Source organism: Desulfobulbus rhabdoformis, from assembly GCF_016919065.1.
GTDB lineage: Bacteria > Desulfobacterota > Desulfobulbia > Desulfobulbales > Desulfobulbaceae > Desulfobulbus > Desulfobulbus rhabdoformis.
This window is the reverse complement of record NZ_JAFFQA010000034.1, coordinates 36,708-56,713: the sequence shown is the minus strand read 5'-3', so window position 1 is coordinate 56,713 and position 20,006 is coordinate 36,708. Positions and strand designations below refer to the sequence as shown.

14 protein-coding genes are annotated in these 20,006 nt (G+C 49.8%); 11 read left to right on the top strand and 3 right to left on the bottom strand.

Annotation, left to right across the window (positions count from 1 at the left end; all coding sequences use genetic code 11):
* Positions 1-503 precede the first annotated feature (503 nt).
* The 5 genes from JWJ90_RS16485 to JWJ90_RS16465 all read left to right on the top strand — a co-directional run bounded on the left by JWJ90_RS16485 (position 504) and on the right by JWJ90_RS16465 (position 6,437).
* Positions 504-2,054, top strand: a complete 1,551-nt coding sequence (locus JWJ90_RS16485; RefSeq protein WP_205228309.1) for a hybrid sensor histidine kinase/response regulator — start codon at positions 504-506, stop codon at positions 2,052-2,054.
* Positions 2,055-2,468: 414 nt separating this feature from the next.
* Positions 2,469-2,747 carry a hypothetical protein gene (locus JWJ90_RS16480; RefSeq protein ID WP_205228308.1) on the top strand — a complete coding sequence of 93 codons (279 nt, stop codon included), beginning with the start codon at positions 2,469-2,471 and terminating at the stop codon, positions 2,745-2,747.
* 273 nt (positions 2,748-3,020) lie between these two features.
* Positions 3,021-4,139: a substrate-binding domain-containing protein gene (locus JWJ90_RS16475; protein WP_205228307.1), complete on the top strand. Its 1,119-nt coding sequence runs from the start codon at positions 3,021-3,023 to the stop codon at positions 4,137-4,139.
* Between the two features lie 164 nt (positions 4,140-4,303).
* Entirely contained in the window at positions 4,304-5,752 is a 1,449-nt protein-coding gene (locus tag JWJ90_RS16470; RefSeq protein WP_205228306.1) for a GGDEF domain-containing protein, read from the top strand.
* Positions 5,753-5,759: 7 nt separating this feature from the next.
* Entirely contained in the window at positions 5,760-6,437 is a 678-nt protein-coding gene (locus JWJ90_RS16465) for an SOS response-associated peptidase (protein ID WP_205228305.1), read from the top strand.
* A 524-nt stretch (positions 6,438-6,961) separates the two neighbouring features.
* On the opposite strand, the gene fdhE is transcribed toward JWJ90_RS16465, so the two are convergent.
* Positions 6,962-7,906 (bottom strand): formate dehydrogenase accessory protein FdhE, encoded by a 945-nt coding sequence (gene fdhE, locus JWJ90_RS16460; protein WP_205228304.1) that lies wholly within the window; start codon positions 7,904-7,906, stop codon positions 6,962-6,964.
* Positions 7,907-8,558: 652 nt separating this feature from the next.
* Here fdhE and JWJ90_RS16455 point away from each other — a divergent pair.
* Entirely contained in the window at positions 8,559-8,990 is a 432-nt protein-coding gene (locus tag JWJ90_RS16455) for a PilZ domain-containing protein (protein ID WP_205228303.1), read from the top strand.
* A 603-nt stretch (positions 8,991-9,593) separates the two neighbouring features.
* Positions 9,594-11,546: an SLC13 family permease gene (locus JWJ90_RS16450; protein WP_240194994.1), complete on the top strand. Its 1,953-nt coding sequence runs from the start codon at positions 9,594-9,596 to the stop codon at positions 11,544-11,546.
* Positions 11,547-11,687: 141 nt separating this feature from the next.
* Here the strand turns inward: JWJ90_RS16450 and JWJ90_RS16445 are convergent, their stop codons facing one another.
* Positions 11,688-11,903 carry a hypothetical protein gene (locus JWJ90_RS16445; RefSeq protein WP_205228302.1) on the bottom strand — a complete coding sequence of 72 codons (216 nt, stop codon included), beginning with the start codon at positions 11,901-11,903 and terminating at the stop codon, positions 11,688-11,690.
* Positions 11,904-12,089: 186 nt separating this feature from the next.
* On the opposite strand from JWJ90_RS16445, the gene JWJ90_RS16440 reads away from it, so the two are divergent.
* The gene (locus JWJ90_RS16440; protein ID WP_240194993.1) at positions 12,090-14,126 is read left to right on the top strand and encodes a methyl-accepting chemotaxis protein; all 2,037 of its coding nucleotides are present in this window, start codon (positions 12,090-12,092) and stop codon (positions 14,124-14,126) included.
* Positions 14,127-14,243: 117 nt separating this feature from the next.
* Here the strand turns inward: JWJ90_RS16440 and JWJ90_RS16435 are convergent, their stop codons facing one another.
* Positions 14,244-14,681: a hotdog fold thioesterase gene (locus tag JWJ90_RS16435; RefSeq protein WP_205228300.1), complete on the bottom strand. Its 438-nt coding sequence runs from the start codon at positions 14,679-14,681 to the stop codon at positions 14,244-14,246.
* A gap of 212 nt (positions 14,682-14,893) precedes the next feature.
* Here JWJ90_RS16435 and JWJ90_RS16430 point away from each other — a divergent pair, with 212 nt between their 5' ends.
* The 3 genes from JWJ90_RS16430 to JWJ90_RS16420 all read left to right on the top strand — a co-directional run bounded on the left by JWJ90_RS16430 (position 14,894) and on the right by JWJ90_RS16420 (position 19,863).
* Positions 14,894-15,652 carry a histidine kinase dimerization/phospho-acceptor domain-containing protein gene (locus tag JWJ90_RS16430; protein ID WP_205228299.1) on the top strand — a complete coding sequence of 253 codons (759 nt, stop codon included), beginning with the start codon at positions 14,894-14,896 and terminating at the stop codon, positions 15,650-15,652.
* Between the two features lie 13 nt (positions 15,653-15,665).
* Complete coding sequence (locus JWJ90_RS16425) at positions 15,666-16,271, top strand: response regulator (RefSeq protein WP_205228298.1); 606 nt, start codon at positions 15,666-15,668, stop codon at positions 16,269-16,271.
* 181 nt (positions 16,272-16,452) lie between these two features.
* Positions 16,453-19,863, top strand: a complete 3,411-nt coding sequence (locus tag JWJ90_RS16420) for a translocation/assembly module TamB domain-containing protein (protein ID WP_205228297.1) — start codon at positions 16,453-16,455, stop codon at positions 19,861-19,863.
* The last annotated feature ends 143 nt before the right edge of the window (positions 19,864-20,006 follow it).

Sequence of the window (20,006 nt, the reverse complement as noted above, 5' to 3'; positions counted from 1 at the left end):
CAATCTTGGCATTTTGGGCCCGATGATCGGTAAGTTTGCCAAAATCAGCTTTGATAGCTTGAATTAATGCGTCCACGTGGAGTGTTTTGTTCACGGCTCTTCCGTTCGTCGGTGCAACCAGTTGTAAGGCCTTGATCGAGAAAATTTTCAGTGACTGCATAATCGATTCTCCGTGTAATTAGTTGTAATTCCATGAAAAAATCGATTTTTACCTTCAAGGCTTTGTCAAGAAAAAAATACGCTACTCCTGATTAATTTTTCGTTTATTTTTGATGAGTTAATCGCGTCTAAGCTCGTTGCCGAGGCGCTCGGAGAGCAGCCGTTTTGGAACCAAGCATGTTCTCTAAAAGTTTACGAAACCCAATTCCCTCGTACCCCATAAAAACAGGGCATTACGGGATAACGGGAAGTGCTGATTTTGTTAAAGGTTTCTCCCTATCAGATTGTATCTCGCTTAATGGTTGTGTTTTTGTTCGTTAGCCTAGGCATACTGATTATTTCTATTGTTCAATAGAAAACAAAAAGTAGAAAAACAAATTCATGATAATGAAGAAAAATATCGCCTCTTGGTGGATAATGCTAACGATGCAATATTTATTGTTCAGGATGAAGTAATCAAATTCTCAAATCCCAAAACCGAAAATATCATCGGCTATTCAGCAGAAGAAATGGCTCAAATATCTTTTGAGGGACTCATTTACCAGGATGACCGTGAATTGGTTCTTGAATGGTACAAAAGAAGATTAAGAGGCGAAAAAGCTGCAAGTAGCTGTTCCTTTCAGATTATAAGCAAAACAGATGCGCGATTGTGGGTTGAGGTCAACACGGTTCTTCTCGATTGGGAGAACAGGCCAGCTACTCTCAATTTTCTTCGCGATATTACTGCACAAAAAAAGCTTGAAGCCCAGCTCCAACGATCTCAGAAGATGGAAGCGATAGGCACTTTGGCAGGGGGGGTAGCCCATGATCTTAATAATATTCTTTCTGGAATTGTAGGCTACCCTGATATTCTTTTGATGCAGATCCCAAAAGACAGTCCATTGATAAAACCAATTATCGCCATGCGTGATTCAGGAGTCAAAGCCGCCTCGATTGTGCAAGATTTGTTGACTTTAACCAGGATGGGAATTGCCACCCCAGTGGTGGCTAACATAAACAGGATAATTTCCGAATATTTAGAAAGTCCTGAATATGAGAAACTAAAATTTTATCACCCCCAGATTGATGTAAAAATCAATCTTGATGTAAATCTTTTAAACACCCGTTGTTCAACTGTTCATCTATCCAAAGTAATTATGAATTTGGTAATCAATGCAGTAGAGGCTATTCCAAATGAGGGAACTATTATTCTCTCCACGGAAAACCGCTATATTGATAGGCCAATAAGTGGTTATGATAGTATCGAAGAAGGTGAATATGTTGCCTTGGCAGTCTCCGATACAGGCATTGGTATTTCTTCTGAAGATATGGAAAAAATATTTGAGCCTTTTTTTACCAAAAAAACGATGGGAAAAAGTGGGACGGGACTAGGCATGTCTGTTGTGTGGAGCACTGTCAAGGATCATAAAGGGTACATTGATATTGAAAGTACAGAAGGAAAAGGAACAAAAATAACGCTTTATTTTCCAGCCACCCGTGAAAGAGTAGCTCAAGAGAAGTCCTCCCTCTCCATTGCAGAATATATGGGTGATGGAAAGTCGATTTTAGTCGTTGATGACTTAAAAGAGCAAAGAGAGCTGGCACACTGTATGTTGACCAAATTAGGTTACACTGCCGATACGGCATCATCTGGTGAAGAAGCGATCAAATATCTGAAAGATAAAAGCGCAGACCTTATTCTACTCGATATGATTATGGAGCCGGGGATAGATGGTCTGGAAACATACAAGAAGATCCTTGAAGTGCGTCCAGGACAAAAAGCAATCATTGCAAGCGGTTTTTCTGAGACTGAGCGTGTCAGAGAAGCTCAGAGGCTAGGTGCAGGCCAGTATATCAAGAAACCATATACATTAGAGAAGCTTGGGGCCGCTGTTAAAAAGGAATTCGTACCTTAGAAATCTCCAGCAAAGTTTTTTCAGAAAAGGGAGGCTGGAACTGATTGCAAAAACACATAAAAAAATACGCAATCCATCTGCCCTCCTTTTTTTGTATGAAGGAGGTATGACGGATCTTTCTTCACTGGACACTAGCTATCAGGTTGCATGTGTTTTTGTTCATAAGAGACAGCTGATGGTTCTGGCAGGAAAAAATAGAAACTATGTGCTTATGGTTTTTATGACGATCATGAATCTTGGAAGCTTGAGCGACGGTTCACCCTGCCCGAAGAGCTGGGGTCTGATATTCGGTACTACAGGGGGGGAGCATCCGAAGCTTATGGAATTAAAAAGTTCGCCGCCCGCAGTATGGGCCAATTTCCCATGCTGACGTCTACCTGAAGTGTGGTTCGAACAATTTGCCATAAGTAGCGGATGCACCCCTACAGGGGGGCTCTGGTCAGCTATTCAGCCCTTGGATACGAGAGTACCCGTGCCGTCGGAAGCCAGCCAGTCTCAAAAGGGTATCTGAAGAGGCTGAACCTTGAGACGTGTAAACTTAACACCATGACCATGGCCCTTGCCAGAAAAGAGGTCGAATGGGAGGGCGGGCACCCACTGGAGGACAAGCCGGATTCTTTTTTTATCTATGTTTTTCAAGACAATCTTTACCTGTTTGTCCAGGACAGGATTTTTCAGTACTCGGGATCATGAAGCCAACGGGCTGCCACATTTGGGCTTCTGCTGTTTTTCTTTCAACATCTCACCACCAAAACTGCCCCTCGAAGAAATAAACAGTCCTGATAATCGCTGTTAACCCCTTTGGGCTTTCGCTATAATAAAAGGGATTGTTCTGAGGGAATCTTGAATAATTGCTTTTTCTGCCAATCTCGCGGAGTCTCGCGCTTACCTGACCTTGATTGAAAAATCTAATTATTCAAGACACCCCTAAGTCGAAGATGAATATTCTTTCAGCGAGGGAGGAACATGACGATGAGGCGATTCGTCTGGGTTCTGGGTGCCCTGTGGCCCTTCCTTCTCTTCTTTTTCGTCATGCATGGGGGGCTTCTTGCGGAGACCTCATTGCCATCGTGCCGCTCTGAAGCATCTGCCAAAAAGGCAACTGCGCACTGGAGGCTCCCGCAAACAGGACCTCCGGCCTTGGATAATCAATCTGTTGTGTTCATTGCCGAAGACTTGCGCAATGGCGGTGTTCTCGGCGTGGGGGTCGGTGTTCGGGAAGCCGCTGCTGCCATGGGCTGGAAGGTGCACTTTCTGGATATTGGCGGGAGGGATGAACGCAGGCAGCAGATCTTCAAAAGAGCCCGGGAGCTTTCTCCAGACGGTGTCATTCTTGGCGGGGTTGATGCTCAAAAAAACCTTTTATATATTGAGCAGCTTCACTCTGCCTCAATACCCATGATTGGTTGGCATTCGGCGGCCGATTGTAAAGCTGGTCAGAGCTGGGTTCGATGGGATGTTGCCACAGATCCAGGGCTGGTTGCTCAGGCAGCAGCGAGCTATGTCGTGGAACATGCACAAGGTAAGGCAGGTGTGGTTCTGTTTACCGATAGCCGTTTTGGTATCGCTCTGAAAAAATCAGAGGCTATGGCCGAAAGATTAGCCGAGTGTGGCCAGTGTACCCTGCTGGAAGTTGTTGACCTGTCTCTGGAAACGGTTGGTGAAGAGATGCCTGGGGTCGTCAAGCGGCTCATGCGTCAGTACGGAAAGCGGTGGCAGTATACTCTCGCAATTAACGATCTTTATTTTGACCATGCTGCTTCCATTCTGGCAATGCTTGGGCATGGTCCCTGCGACCCTCCATACAACATTTCTGCCGGTGATGGTAGCGCCTCCGCATTTATTCGTATTCGCAAAAATATATACCAGACAGCCACCGTGCCAGAGCCGTTGCTTTTTCACGGCTGGCAGTGCGTTGATGAGCTGAACAGGGTCCTTCAGGGGAAGGAGCCCAGTGGCTTCATCGCGCCGCCCGTGCTGATCACCAGGGAAAACATTGATCGGCAAAAGAAGATGCTCGATTTCTTCGAGCCAGACAATGGCTACCGCAAAATCTATCTGCGAATCTGGGGAAGAGAAGTGTGAAAATGATTTCTTCAGGATTGTATTCCATACAGGCAAAGTTTTCCATCCTGCTGTTTGCCATGGTTGGTATAATTCTCGGCGGTCAAATTTTCTCCGTCCTTCTTTCCAGCAGATTTCTAGGGACAACAAAGTTTTTTGTGCAAGGAACACTGCCCAGAATACACATGGCCAGAACCCTTGAAAAAGCGATCTATCAGCTGGGCCTTTTTTCCCATGAGTTCACCCAGCACGACATGCACGACAGCCTTCAAAGTCACTACTCTGAGCTTCGTGCAACCCTTGAGGATGTGGAATCTTTGACCGTGACCCTGTCTCAGGAGGGGAACTTTGTCGATATCCTCTCTTTGAACCTGGCGAGCCAGGCAATTCGCAGCCATGCCGCTATCGTCTTTCAACTCGAGTTGAACATCACGCAGCAAGAAGCGCAGGTACAAAAAGCCGTTGATGCACTGAAAAAAGTGCTCCAGGTGCAAGGTGCCTCTTTCGCTGAGGGCGAAATTTCTCTCCCGTACCCCTCCGTGTTGCAGGAGATGTCACTCATTGTAGAGGGGGTAGGGCGGGGCAGAACAATTTCGGAGGTGGAATCACATCATGCTCACCTTCGCTCTTTGCTGAAGGGGGGAGCAAGCCAGGATCGTGCACATTCTGCAGAAGTTCCCAATTTTTACTCTTATTTTGAGGGATTGACGGGCGGGCTTGAGGCCTTATTCGTGGCAAAAGAACAGGTGCTCGATGCACTGGCCAATCTGAACATTCTGCTCAATGAACTTGATGAGCTCTCCAGGCGTCTCGAACGGTTGACCGAAACCTACGTTGAAAATGTTTTTGAGCAATACAAGGTGAACTCAAGACTGGTCATCTCTGAGATCGAAGGGGCAACACGCGTAAAACTGCTGTTTGGACTGCTTTCGATCGTTGTTTTGTGCCTACTCTACTTTATTATTGTTATCCGAGGTTTTGGTGGACGTCTGAGCATGATCAGCAAGGCAATGAGTGGAGATTCGGTAGAAAAGGGGGAGTGGACTTTGCCGCTTGAGGGCAATGACGAGATATCCGCCATGGCCAGGTCTGCCTCAGCACTTTTAGATAAGGCAAGGCGTTTGCGTGAACTGGCGACCATCGACGAACTGACCCAGGCCTATAACCGAAGAAGTTTTTTTGAGCTGGCTACAAAGGAGGCAAAAAGAGCGTCTCGGACAAAGCAGGGTGCGGTTTTTTTGATGATTGATCTCGATCATTTCAAACTGATCAATGATACCTATGGCCATGATTTCGGTGATAAGGTTTTGCAGGAAATCGCACGGGCTTGTCACCAAACTATCAGGGAGATAGATATCTTTGCCCGCTACGGTGGGGAAGAGTTTGTCCTGCTGATGCCGGAAACCTCCCTGGGTCAGGGGGAAATTGCCGCACAACGTATCCTTACCACTGTGGCTTCTCTTGATTTTTCAGAGGATGGAGCGGAACCGGTTCATATAACAGCCAGTATCGGGCTTGCAGAAGCGGATCTGGTATCGATCGGGATCGACACAGCCCTGAAACACGCAGATAAAGCCCTGTACCTGGCCAAGGATTTTGGCCGAAATCGGGTCGAGATCTTTCAGGAAGAGTAATTGCAAGATGTGTGGACGATTTGCCTATTTCGGTAACGGCTCATTTGGCTATGAATCCTTAAGCATTCCACCGGCACCTCAGTATGAGAGTTATAATATCGCTCCAGGCCAAAACATTCCGGCTTTGATTCGTCTCTCTGGCCCAGGGCGCTTTGCCTGGGCCCCTTTGCGTTGGGGGCTACTTCCCAGCTGGTCCAAGAGTAAAAGGACTAAATTTAACTTGATCAATGCCCGGGCAGAGGGCCTTGAAACAAAGCCATCCTTTCGTGGTCCGTTTCGTTATCGCCGCTGTATCATTCCTGCCAACGGCTATTATGAGTGGCAAAAGCATCCAGGAGGCAAGCAACCCTACTATATTCATCCCACCGAGGCTGAACGGTTCGCCTTTGCCGGGCTGTGGGACTCCTGGGAGAGCGAACACTGTGAAATAATCGATTCCTGTACCATTATTACGACCACGGCCAATAAAACCATAGCTCCTTTGCACGAACGCATGCCGGTGATTCTATCGCCAAAAGATATTCCTCTCTGGCTTAGCGGTTCGAGTGAGAAAAAGACACTCTTACAGCTTTTACGGCCCTGTCCCGAGGAGGCCCTTGCCTCCTATGCAGTGTCAACACTGGTGAACAACATCAGAAATAATACGCAGGAATGTATCCAGAAGATAGCCAATATTTGTCTGTGATGCCTGTGGCCCTTCTGTCCGCTGGGGCAGACAATCTCTCCGGTTTGCCCCGAATCTATGGGCGTTCATCGGTGGGGCAGCTTCGTTGTGTTTGGGCCAACCCGATTAAAGAACTCTTTATCGGGTTGTTACGAGCAATGAAGATGAGATGTTGATGAGTTTCCCAAAGGGCGACGGGGGACCCTGAACAAAACCAAATTTTCTGAAAACCTTTACTGATTCGGTAAAATACGTTGTTCCGTGGCCAACCGCTGTCACTGGTACAAGGTTCTCGCCCCCTCTTGCATCTGTGGCAAAGGAGAGACACTTTGCCCGTTCTTTTTGCCCCGTACTCCCTGAAGAACTCTCGCCTTTGAGTTGGTAATAAGGCTTGGCTGTTGTTATCTTGTTGATTTTATATATGTTTCCCTGTGTATTTTTTTCTCTTTCCATGGGGGCAAGATTTGGCATTCGAAATGCTTACAAGCAACTGTCTTCCTGCACAGGGAGAATAGCAGCTTGTGCAAATGCCCGATGGTGTATCTTCAGGACAAACAACATGCCGAAGAAGAGTCCCTGCTGAATGATTCAGAGAGAAAAAGGAAATTGACTCCGGCCTTCCTCAAATCCTTTGCCGCCATGGCTTGGTCCAGTTCCAGCGAAGCCAGGTCATCGGCCACGGGCTCGGCTTCTGCTGTCTGTTGCATTGTGATTCGTTTGAGATAACTCATGCACAGGTGACAGACTTCGGCCTGAACATGAGGTTGTGTAGTGCTCTCTTGTATGGCAAGCTTTTTATCGCTCCCGCAATTGCTGCATTGGTATTTATCCATCAGCCAGGAGCTGCTGCACAGGGAGCAGTGCAGAACACGTTGGTTGAGTTTGGCTCCTTTCGGATTGAGGGTGGCCACCAATGGAAGGCTTCCACAAACCGGGCAACGGGACTTCGGGGTTGGGTGTTGCAGGGAGGCCGGAGAGAGGCGGGCGGCCAGCGAACTCCATTGAACCTGGAGTGCTCCACTGATGAAGGGAATGATCACGCCGGAGATGAGTTGGGTGTTGCCGCTGAAGAGATGGTTTTTTTGAATGTCCAGCCAGGACGGGTCTGTTGTGGGACAGCGCTGCAGGGCCTGTTGGACTTCTAAGGAGAGTGCGGGAGTCGCAGCTCTAATCAGGCGATGCACCAGTTCCTGCCAATGAGGATGAGGTGGCCAGGCCGCAGGGGAAAGCGGTGGAACTTCATATCTTTGGCAGTGCTGAAGAAAGTCCGAATCCGGCAGAGGAAGTGTGGGAAAACGCTGGAATTCCAGATCCTGCTGTCTTGCCAGTACTGCACAAAATTTGAGCCGGTCTGCAAAGGGGAGGGCTTGCGCCAGAGTCTGGCAGCGGTGCACTCTTTCGGCAAAAAGGGTTGCATGGGGGAGACGAAGACGGGTGAAGGTAGATGTTGCTGCTTGGTGTTGACCGGGGGGCAGGGTTGTTGTTGGCATGTCTCTCCATTTGCTGGGGTTTTTGAAGAGTATCCTTCTCTCGCTAGAGAGGAACTACTGCGATTGTGATACCTCCTGTGACCATGCTGTTGGTGACTGCTGGCGGCATGGAACATTTCTGTTGCAGCGGGTTCTTGAAGCAGGTGGACGAAAAACCGGGAGCAAGTACACTCTGCAGGTTTAAAGAGTACAACCGATATATTTACGTCGTATTAACATGGGGTTAAGAATGGTCTAAATTTGTGAAAGCGGTTGGCGATGGTTGTTACGGTTCGACCTGACATGTCGGTTTTCTACCGCGCGTTTTCCCCTCACGCATTGGAGGATGCTTGCCAATACGACTTCTTTGTATTGTCTTGAGTGGGCGTTACCGTGTCAAGAATAATTCCCCTTGTCTGTTTGAAAGGGAGACGAATGCTTGGTTTATGGTGTTGCCTGAACCCACGTGTGGAAAGAGAAATGCGTGGAGGTCCGAGAGGCCTTAAGCTGGGGATTAAAGATTCTTTTTTCAAAATTTTCTTTGCTCTCCTTGCCTCCTGTTTGTTTCATAGCTAAGCTATTTAAGTAAGCTTTTTTTCGTGTAAGCTGGTCAATCAATTCCGAAATTCGGGTGTCGATCGAGTATCGGCATAGCCGTTGTGTGGAGGCGTCCATGGTGAAAAATGAATGGGGCGATGTCCCAAATCTGGAAGGCTTGGAAATGGAATGGGATTACATCCCGGACTGTCGCGATGGGCAACGGCTCCACAAAAGAATGACCAGGACCGACATGGTCAACCTCTATGGAACCAGTCATATTGAGGTCAAAGTGGCCAGCGCCAACGGCACCTACAAGGCTTCTCTGCGTGATTTAGGTGAAGGCGGTATGGGGCTGGATTTGAAAAATCGGCTTGATGAGTACCAAAATCTCAAGGTTGGTATGATGCTGGGGACAAAACATTTTGTCGCCAGCGCTCAGGTGCGTCATGTGCGTTCTGGAGAACATGGGTATACTGCTGGACTCCAGTTCCTCAACCTTGAGCCTTCTATTCGTAAGTTTCTTGCCGGGATGTATGCCTCCAAAGTTTTACGCCATGGTTTCTAACAACGCTGGGTAAACGTTTTTTTATCGTTACTTATCATCTTTGCATCCTAGTCTGGGCCCGTATTCACGGGCCTTCTATTTTTTGGGGCGCGCTTGTTTCACATATCATTGTTCCTGGATTTAGTACCTTTCACTGCTCTTGAACTAAAGTATAGGAAAAACTGTTTCGAATTCCTGGGTAAATGGTGATACACCTACTAGTAAGATATTCGTGTCGTATACCCGAATCCGTGACGGCGGGTGGTTACTGAACAACGCATCTTTTTAATAAGACGACGTATTTTTACAAATTCATGTATTGTTCAGTTGCACCCGCCGCCCTTTGGGGCATCCATTAGCACGCCACCTTCATTGCCTGCAACATACCGATAAAGTTTATTTTAATCGGCATGTCACAAACAACGAAACTGGCGCACTGATGAATGCTCACGGATTCAGGGAATATTTTTGTCGACAGAGCATCTTGAATACATGGTTTTAACCTGGATCTCGTGGGGTTGCGTTAACCAGAGGTCCAGAGGTGATAGAGAAAGAGTAGAGCGCAAGAGATTCGAGAGTCATTTGGCAGAGAGCATGAATCAGGAAATACAAGAGAGGAGAGATATGCGCAATATCCTGGGAGGCCTACTCATCGCCGTATGTATCAGCCTTGTTGGGCCCTGTGGTGCTTTTGCCGGAGCATTGCCCAAGCCGGCTGACATTATCTTCACCCTGGAAATGGGACTGGTATTTGCCGTATTGTTTTTCGTGATTTTACTCTTTGTTTTCGAGTGGGTTCGGGTGGATGTTGTTGGGCTGCTGATGATGGTTATCCTCCCCCTCTTGGGGCTGGTCACTCCGCAGGAGGCCATAAGTGGTCTCTCAAGTAATGCGGTTGTGGCCATTATTGCCGTGGTCATTATCGGAGCGGGGCTTGATAAGACCGGCTGCATGAATATTTTGGCACGGCAAATTTTGCGTCGAGCAGGAAAATCAGAAAATAAGATCGTTATTTTTATATCGGTGACGGTTGCCTTTATCTCCAGCTTTATGCAGAACATCGGTGCGGCAGCCCTGTTTCTTCCGGCAGTCCGTCGGATTGCCCGCCAAACTGGGATCCCGGCCTCAAAAATTCTCATGCCCATGGCCTACTGCGCCATCATCGGTGGCACAATCACTTTGGTTGGGGCAAGTCCGACCATTTTGCTCAATGACCTCATTGCCCAGGCCAATGGACTGGGACTCTTCGAGACGACTATACAGCCCTTGGGGATGTTCACTCAAACACCCATCGGGCTTGCTCTGGTCCTGGCTGCCGTCCTCTATTTTGTTGTCTTTGGCCGCTTTGTCATTCCCGCCAAAGGCGATTCTCAGGGGCAGAATAAAATCATGCCCGCCTCCCTGGCCGATACGTACCAGGAGATAGCCGGTGTCTTTGAAATAGAAATTCCTCATGATTTCGGATCATTCACCTTGCAGGAACTGCATGTGCGAGATCGCTACCATGTGACCATAGCCGGTGTCTACTCGCCGGAGAAAAAGATAAAAAACTATGCACCCACTCGCTGGGAATTGATCCATTCAGGGGAAACTCTAGCCCTGGTCGGGAATGAGGTCCATGTTCGTCAGTGTACCAAAGATCTCGGATGGGTGTTCAAAGGTGAGCTTAATGTCTTTGCTGAGGATTTCTCTCCTAACAATGCCGGAATGGTCGAGGGAATCGTTACACCCCGGTCCTACTTGGCGGGAAAAAATATGCGCGAGCTACGTTTCCGCAAGCAAAACGGCATCGTGCCCGTGGTGCTTTGTCGTGAAGGGATCTGCCAGTTTAACCAGATAACACTTGAGGTCATCAAACCCGGTGACGCCCTGTTGATGTTTGGCCGCTGGAATAAGTTTTTAAGCCTGGCGCAAAAGGACTATTTTGCCTTTACCAACGAGATTAAAGGGGAGGAGGTGCGGGAAGATAAAGCCAAACATGCTTTTGGCTTGCTGGTGTGTACCATCGCCATGATTCTCTGGCTCAAACCTGTTTCCACGGCACTGGGGATGCCGATAAATGTTTCGCTTTCGGTCTGCCTGCTCACTGGTGCGTTAGGGATGATCCTGACCCGTGTGCTTACCATTGACGAAGCGTATAAATCCATTGACTGGATGACCGTCTTTTTACTCGGAGGGTTGATCCCCCTGGGGCTCGCCTTTCAAAAGACCGGTGCGGCTGAGTGGATGGCAACCTCGATCATGCATGTAGTGGGAACCGTGCCAGAGGTCCTGTTCCTTTTGATTATTGGCCTGCTCACCTCCTTTTTTACCTTGGTTGTCTCCAATGTGGGAGCCACGGTGCTGCTGGTCCCCCTTGCCATGACCATGGCCTTTGAAATGGGCGTCGATCCACGGCTTGCGGCCATGGTGGTAGCCATCTCAGCCTCCAACACCTTTGTCCTGCCCACCCATCAGGTCAATGCCCTGGTCATGCGACCGGGGGGATATCAAACTATGGATTATGTCAAAACCGGTACCGGCATGACAATCATCTTCCTTGTGGTGCTGACGATGATGCTGATGCTTTTTTACTAAAGGGAATCTTGAATAATTGCTTTTTCTTCCAATCCCTGCGTCACGCTTAAAATTTTATCCTCGGAATATCAAATATATGCCTGCGGTAAAATTTTGCGCAATCCTTGGCCTTGATTGAAAAATCTAATTTTTCAAGACACCCTAAATAAGGTTGCCAAAACCTGTCCTGTTGGGGGACACAAAGCCGAAGAGGAGAAAAGCTACCTTTTCGGCTTTTTCATTTTTCCCTGTCCCCCTCATCGTCTTCATCCGGGCGGAATAAGGTGGGGCGTACAGGTCATTTTGACTCAAATGACGGAGTCCATCACGCTTCTGTAACAAAATTTTGTTTGTCGCTGAGAAATCTTCTTGTTTCACCTGTTTTTTCACCTCTTTTTTTGCAATTGCCCAGGCAAAACGATAGCCTGAATTAGAGAGAAACGGCACCGTTGACCTCGTGCCTTTTCGACCTTGTCTTAGATGTCATCATGGGATTTACAGGGGGCCGCCTGCTTAGATCGTCCTCCTGGACTTCACGGGATACTATTGCACAGAGGGGTGAGGATGAACTTTTTGGGATGGAGCAGGAAACGTAAAGGGAGCACTCGTTTGGCACAGGGGTGTGTTGTTCTCGAGAGTTCAACCGGAAAGCTTGCTGGGCAGCTCGCTAGTCTGACGCTGAGCCCCACCTTTATAACGGCATATGTTTCTCCCCATGTTGATATTGACAAAGTCGCCGCGCAGATAAGCAAGCGGTTTCCAGGCGTGGCGATGAGTCTTTGTTCCACTGCCGGGGAGTTGTATGCCAGCCAGGGGGGACTGTATTGCCAGACCGGAACGCAATGGGATAGGGTTGTGGTGCAGTGCTATGACGGCTCGGTTATCCGTCAGGCGGCGGTTGTCGGTGTACCTCTGGGCTGTGAAGATCTTCGTCGAGGCGTTGTCTCTACAAGCCTTGAAGAGCGCATTGCCAACCTGAAAAGAAATATCCAGGGGCTCCGCGTACCTTTTGACATCGATTTCCGTGACACCTTTGCCTATATCCTTTTTGACGGTTTATCCGCTTCTGAATCCTTTTTCATGGAAGCCCTGTATGATTCGGGGTGTTTTCCCTGCCTCTTTGTCGGCGGATCGGCCGGTGGTAAACTTGACTTTCAGCACACCTGGCTCCATGACGGCCAAAAGAAGTATGAAAACCATGCCCTGATCGCCTTTATCAAGACGGCGCCCAATGTTCGTTTTGGGGTGATGAAATCACAGAACTTTCAGCCCACCAGCCATAAGTTCCCCATCCTTTCCGCCTCGGTTGAGCAGCGTTATGTCAGCCAGGTGCTCAACCCGCAGGGAAGAATCGTCACCCTGATTGATGCACTTTGTGAAACCTTGCAGTGCGCGCCGGACAACCTGGAGCAGAAGCTTGCCGAGTATTCCTTTGCCATTCGTGTGGGCAATGAAATGTTGGTTCGCTCGATCTCACAGATTGACCTTGAGGCCCAGCAGGTTCATTTTTACTGTGATATCGCTGCCGGTGATGAACTGCTGATGGTTCGTCGGACCGGACTGGTAGATAACTCAGCCGCAGATTTTAAGAAATTTATGGAAGGGAAACCTGGTCCTCCCATTGCCGGTATGCTCAATGACTGTATTCTCAGGCGGTTGTGCAATGAAGGTGAATTATCCGGTATGGGAAAGGTGCTGCAGGGAACGGCCATTGCGGGGTTTTCAACCTTTGGCGAGATCCTGGGGCTTAATCTCAATCAGACCCTGACCGCCGTCTTCTTCTTTCATGTGGAGCCCGGACAGAAATTTCATGATGATTTTGTGGATAATTTCGTGATCCATTACGGCAACTTCAAATCCTTTTTCCTGGCTCGCCATGTGGCCAAGCTCAGCGGTCTTTCCCAGATTATCGTGAGTCAGATTCAGGACTTCAAACAAAAAAATTACGATGCGCAACTAGAGGCCTCTGGAGTTGACCGCACCATGACCCAGATGTTCGACGGACTGAACGATCTGGGACAAACGCTTTACGAGGCTGAAAATCAGCGCCAGATAATGGCCAGCCAGATTGAAGAGTCTGCCAATGATCTCAACAGTTCCATGGATGGATTGGTCGATCATATTGGAGAGCAGGTCCAAACCATTGATCAACTCGGCGGTCAGTTTACCGAGCTTGCAACCCAGGCCAGCCAGACGGCTGCCAGTACCCGTGAGCTGGCTGAGGCCAGCCGCAAGATTCAAAGTGTAGTCGAGATTATTGAGGAAATCTCAGACCAGACCAACCTCCTGGCGCTCAATGCCACCATTGAGGCGGCAAGGGCCGGGGAGAGTGGGCGCGGCTTTGCTGTTGTCGCCGATGAGGTTCGCAGCCTGGCCGAACGTTCACGGACCAACGCCTTGGAGATCAGCCAGCAGATTACCAATCTGGCCAACGAGATCGGTGAGGTTGCCGGAAAAATTGAGTCGCAAAACGAGAGCGTGGGCAACCTGTCATCGCTGTTGGAGACGATCAAGGGAACCAGTGAGAAAACCGAGGATACAGCCAATAACACACGCGGTATTGCAGATACCCTGCGCGATATGACCAGTGCCCAGCGGTAGCGGGAGGTTTTGGATCCTGTACTCCTGAAAAAATTTGGGAGTACAGGTGTTGGCTCTCTTGTGTTTGGGGGACTTGGTGGGGGAAGAGATGGAAACCCTTCCCCAGCCCGCTAGAGTTTAGGGAAAACTGCGCATGTCTCTCTCCGCCTTGATGACCGCCACGGTCAAACGAGCCACGCAAACCAGTTGTCCCTTTTCGTCTAAAATTTTTATTTCCCATACCTGGGTTGTGCGCCCTAAATGGAGGTTGGTTGCCCGGGCGGTAACCCATCCCCGCCCGACCGGGCGAATGTGATTGGCATTTATTTCCAGGCCGACACAGAGTACCCCTTCTTCTACACAGAGGTAGGCTGCGGCATTGCCCACAGTTTCTGCCAATGCGGCCGAGGCCCCTCCGTGGAGGGAACCCATGGGCTGCATGGTGCGCTCATCCACCGGCATCCTGGCCTCAAGGTAGGTATCTCCGATGGCTGTAAACTCTATGCCAAGGGTTGGGATCATGGTCGATTTGCAGGCTGCCTGCAAATCGTCTGTACTGATAATCTTTTTCCACATATATTTTTCCTGAATCCGTGAGCATTCAACCACGCATTTGGTGTCTGGCTTTGCTCCTGCAAGCTCTCAACACAGACGAGATGGGGGCTGTGTAAGTACGTATTTTTTTTAATGCTGTTCATCGGTAAAGTTGCTATAGCTGACGTAATCTATAACAAAATACAATATTTGGTATGCGATTGTATACTGATTCTCTGTGGTCGTGAGGCAGTGTGACTGAAGAAAATGATTGGCAAAGCAGTTCAAGGGATGATGCTTGTCCCTGTGGAACGCACGAGGTCGTTTTTTTAGAAAGCGTTGAGCGTGAAAAAGCTCGGCTCATGGGATCGCTGTCTGCTTCTCTGGCCCATGAACTTAATAATCCACTTTGCGGTGTAAACGCATTTCTTGAGCGGATGTCCCGCAATGCTTCTCTGAATGAACACGATTCGTATTTGCTCAGGCTGGCGCTGGAGCAATGTGGGCGGATGAAAGCAGTGCTCAAAGATATCCAGTGGTTTATGGGGGAGAATTCCCAGAAAAATGAAACGTTTGATTTGCTGGAAACCCTGAGTTTTGTCCTGCGTTTGATGCAAAAACAGTTGAAGCTCTTGGGCCTGCAGGTGCATCCCCCTCAGGTACAGGATTCTGTGCATGTGTATGGAAATGAGCAGCAGGTTAAGCAGATGCTGCTTCATCTTTTTCTAACAATTGGTCAGGCGTTGGTTGAAGCCGAGGGGGAGATCACCCTGCAATGTGTTCCCCGTTTCAATAACGTACGTCTTGTCATACAATGTCAGGTCATCCCCCATCGCCATGAACAGTTGACAGAGCTCTTTAGCCAACTCTTTAGCACCCAACTTCCTTTTGACAGTGATATCGCAATCGTCCATTCTATTGTGGAGTTGCACGGTGCTTCCATGCAGGCGATTGACCCCGTGCAAGGGATAGGGGCTTTGGTTATTACTTTGCCAACCGAGCAAACACATTGATAAAGGTGGGGTCTTGGCGCAGGAAATTGTCCTCATAGTTGATGATGAAGAACTGATCAGAGAAACGCTTCGTCTCGATCTTCTGGAGCAGGGCTATGGTGTTGATGCCGTGGCTAGCGGAGAAGAGGCGCTTGCGCTTTTTGATCGCAAATATGACCTCATTATCACGGACCTGGTCATGGAGGGGATCAACGGGCTGGAGGTGCTCCGTCGGGCAAAGGAGCAAAACCCGGAGTGTGCGGTTTTTATCCTCACCGGGCACCGGGAGCTTGAAGCGGCTATCGGCGCCTTGCGACTGGGGGCTGATGATTACCTGATCAAGCCCTACGACTTTGAGGAGATGGCCGAGCGGGTTGCAACCTGTCTGCTGGTAAGGGCAGAGCGCCGCGCAAACCGAAAACCGGATGCACCGATCCTCTCTATTTGCTCAGACTGCAAAAAAATTCGTTCAATGGATCAAGATGGGCGAAAATCAAAGGACTGGGTCACAATAGAACACTTCCTCCATCAGGTCCTGGGGACTGATTTGAGCCATGGTATCTGCCCGGACTGCTATCAGAAAAAAATGGAAGAGTTGACGGAATTGATTCGTCAGGGGCAGCTTTTTCGCTCTCCCTGAGTGCTTGCATTCCCTATTTTTTCCCTTTCCGAACCACCACACCTATGTGGTACCGGGAAATTTCTCTGGATTCCCTCTCCCCCTGTGCAATACAGGGTTGACAAGGCCAGTCTTTCGAGGCAAGTTACTTCTTTAGTCTCCACTATTTATCATTCGTTGCCGTCCACTTGGGGGAAAGATCTTGAAACTCCGCAGGCGCCTCATCAGCTCGGCTGCTGTTGCAGCGGTTATTGCGCTTATCTGTTTGCTTCCCACGATCCTCTCAATCCCCTCTATTTTTCCCTTGTTACATACAGCACTCTCTTCGTCTATTCCTGGAACATTACAGGTGGAGAGCTGTTCGCTTGCATGGTTGAACGGGCTTTCCTGCAGAAATGTTGAGTACGATAATCCGCGGATGGGGCTGCATCTGTCTTTACCTGAGATCAGTACCGATAAAGGTTTGTCCACCCTGCTGATTGCACCCGGATATTTTGGCGAGGTGACGCTTGCGCAGCCGATCCTTTCCATTGCGCAACCTACTGTCTACCAACCCGAAAAAGATCTCCTGAAAAAGGATAGTTCGGCGAAGGAGGCACAGCAGATACCAATTTCCTGGTGGGAACAGCGCAGCGTTCGCTTGCGGATAGATGGGGGAGTGGTTCGTTCGGATGAACATCCAGGAAATATTACCCAGATTTTAGCGCAGGATTTGAGTCTGGATGGTGATTTAGCTGCAGGGACAGTCAATTATCGCCTCACCTTTCAAGGGGATCAAACCGGAGGTGAGTTTCATGCAGAAGGGTTTCTCAATCTGCCCATTGCCGGGCAACCGTTTTTCAGCTCTCTGGTTTCCCAGTCCACCGTGAGCGTGCACGCCATGGAGATCGAGCCCATCCTTTCCGTGCTTGCCGGTCTTTTTCCCAGGGTCCCGCAAGGGCACGGCACCCTGAACGGTGAAGGTACCCTGTATATGGCTGGCATCAAGGACCTTGATATCAAGGGAGAGGCACTGCTGGAGTCTCTTGAACTCAGTGGCGGGGTTTTAGAAAAAGATCAGCCTCGTTTCAAGCGGGCTCAACTTGTTTTTGCAGGAAAGCGACATCCGTTTAGCGGTTGGCATCTCTCCAGGTTAGATCTGACCTCAAAGCCATTGAGTTTTACAGCCAAGGGAATCCTTGATCAGCAGCATGTTGACCTGCGTGGTCAGGGAAGGGCGGAACTCCCACTTCTAAGCGCGGCGCTTCCCCATCTGCTTGCTATTCATCAGGCCACCCGGGTTGATAAGGGATCCTTGAATTTTTCTTTTCAGGCACAGGGGAAACCGAGCCAGATTGAGTTGCAGGCGACATGTGAAACCAGAAAACTCGAATTGACTCAGGATGCGCAGGTTTATCGCTGGGAAGAGCCTCTGTCCCTGCAATTGCAGGCTCTGGTTCTCCCCCCTGAAGTGCAACTTCGCGCACTTGCATTGCGCGCACCTTTTTTAGAGATCAAAGGGGAGGGCGAGGCGAAAAATTTTCGGTTGCGAGCATCTGCCGATCTTGATGGTTTTTTTAGCGAGCTTGACAAGCTCTTTGCTCTTCCCCTGCATGCCCGCGGACAGCTCACGCTTTCCATGGCCTCGCAGCGTATGCCAACAGGCTTGATTGCACGAAGCAGCGATCTGCAGATAGAAAATTTTGAGTTGAAACTGCATGATCAGCCGCTCATGCCGCAGCATGCGTTGACTGTGCAGGCGCAGCTGAGCGGAGCCCCCGGCTACACCCATTGGCAGGATCTGTTTGCAGGGGAACTTAAGGTCAAGGGATGGCCAGGAGCCTTCTCCCTTACCCTTCGTCAGGGCCAGGAAAATTCATTGGTCAGCCCTCAAAAGGACAAGGGGGGCTGCCAGCTTGATATGAGCATGAATCTTGCCCGGGTCCAGTCGGTTGTGGAGGCCTGGACTGGGCAACAGCGTGCCATCAGGCTGGAGGGAAGGCTTGAGGCGCAGTCTGAGGGCAGGTGGCTCAAAAATACGGTGCACCTGCATGAGGTGACAGGGCATATCGACCATTTCGCCTTGGTGAAAGATGGGCTGCGGTTATTTGGGGCTCAACACGTAGCGCTGAGTCGAGAGCAAACCCCACTGTACCTGGGGACAATGCACCTGGGGCCATTGCAGGTCGTTCACAAAGAGCTGTTCCCCAGCCAGCCTCCTCCCGATTATTGCTCCCTGAACCTCTGGCCTTTGCGGCTTGATCTCAACCACCTTCGCCTACGATCTCCTCAAATGACAGCTGATCTGGGCCTGTTGACCGGCAGCAACAAGGCTTCCCGGCTGAGCCTGCACGCAGTCAGTGATGTGTCCCTGCTGACGCCTTGGTGGCGACAGCAGGGCTGGCTGGATGCAAGCGCGACGGTGCATGGCAGGGCAAAAGGTTCGGTTATTGTTCAAGCGAGAAAAGGAGAGCTCCCACAGACCACCGAAGTTACGCTGTCTCTCAAAAAATTCCAGGTAGAGCAAGATAAGGAATCTGTACTCGTGGAGCCTGAGGTGCATCTTGCATGCACATTAGAACCGCGAGCAGCCCGAGAACGGAGCTATACCGTTACTGCATTGAAATTGCAAAGCACCAGAGGAACCTTTAACGGCGCGGGCCTGGCCCATTATGGGCGCGTGCCCACGCTCCTTGAACTCCACGGAGAACTTCACCCCACGGAGGAATGGACAGCCAGGCTCCTTGATACACTTATTTCCAGCCAGGTGGATCTCGCCCAGATCGATGCGGGCAGTATTCTTGTGAGCCTGCCGCTTCATCTCCCCTTAGAGCTGAACCAGCTCACCCTCAGTGGTGAGCTGCCAGTGCACGGTCTGGGCTCTTTGGGAGTAAGGGGGGGAGAGGCAATCCTGGCTGTAGAACTTAACCGCTCGATCCTGCGGGCCCAGGTGCGAGAGGGCAGCAGGCCTGAGCGGGTTTTTTTCCGGGGGGAGTGGCACCAGGATGGTGATGGGTACATACTCACAATACCAGAAGGCACTCAGCTGCTTGAACAGCTTCCTCTGACGCGTGAGGTCGTCGATGGATTTTTAGCTCAATTAGCCCCTTTTGGGACCCTGTTGACCGCAACGGGACGAGTTGGGCTGCGAGTGAAGCGTTTTTCCCTGCCGCTGAATAAAGCCGGACGTCGACCTGATTTTAACCTGATTCTGGATCTGCACCAGGCGCATCCTCACGCCGTAGGCGCATTGAAACAGTTGCTCGACACAGCAGGTCTTGGCACGTCCTCCCTTCACTTTCTGGAACGAGAGCTTGTCTGTGAGGGGTGGAATGGGTCCATGACTTGTGCGCCGCTCCGTTTGCGCAGTGGTTCGGCAGATCTGGTGATCACAGGGAGTAAACGCCGAAACGGCAGGATCGGCTATGCGGTCAAGCTGCCGGTGACTCAACCGCTTCTTAAACATGCGGGGATCTCTGCTTTGGGCCAGTTTTCTGCAATCGCCGAAATTTCCGGCACCCAGTCCCGACCCATTTTTCACCCTCAGGAATTTTTTCAGGGATTGGCCGCGCAGATTACAGCTTCCTTGCCAAAGCCGCTCAGCAGCAGTGAGCCAGAGGAGCCAGCGCAATAAATCCTGAATCCGTGAAATCGGTGAAACTGAACAACGAGTATATGCCCAAATTAAATTGCGCATTGAAACAGATACGTCGGTGAGCGAAGAGCCGCCGTCACTGATCCAGATTGTACATAATATGGCGCAACGAATGTTGCACA

Coding starts and splice junctions, on each gene's coding strand:
- JWJ90_RS16440 (WP_240194993.1), top strand. CDS start 12,090: ATGAACTTTTTGGGATGGAGCAGGAAACGTAAAGGGAGCACTCGTTTG.
- JWJ90_RS16465 (WP_205228305.1), top strand. CDS start 5,760: ATGTGTGGACGATTTGCCTATTTCGGTAACGGCTCATTTGGCTATGAA.
- fdhE (WP_205228304.1), bottom strand. CDS start 7,906: ATGCCAACAACAACCCTGCCCCCCGGTCAACACCAAGCAGCAACATCT.
- JWJ90_RS16450 (WP_240194994.1), top strand. CDS start 9,594: ATGCGCAATATCCTGGGAGGCCTACTCATCGCCGTATGTATCAGCCTT.
- JWJ90_RS16480 (WP_205228308.1), top strand. CDS start 2,469: ATGCACCCCTACAGGGGGGCTCTGGTCAGCTATTCAGCCCTTGGATAC.
- JWJ90_RS16470 (WP_205228306.1), top strand. CDS start 4,304: ATGGCCAGAACCCTTGAAAAAGCGATCTATCAGCTGGGCCTTTTTTCC.
- JWJ90_RS16435 (WP_205228300.1), bottom strand. CDS start 14,681: ATGTGGAAAAAGATTATCAGTACAGACGATTTGCAGGCAGCCTGCAAA.
- JWJ90_RS16475 (WP_205228307.1), top strand. CDS start 3,021: ATGACGATGAGGCGATTCGTCTGGGTTCTGGGTGCCCTGTGGCCCTTC.
- JWJ90_RS16455 (WP_205228303.1), top strand. CDS start 8,559: ATGGTGAAAAATGAATGGGGCGATGTCCCAAATCTGGAAGGCTTGGAA.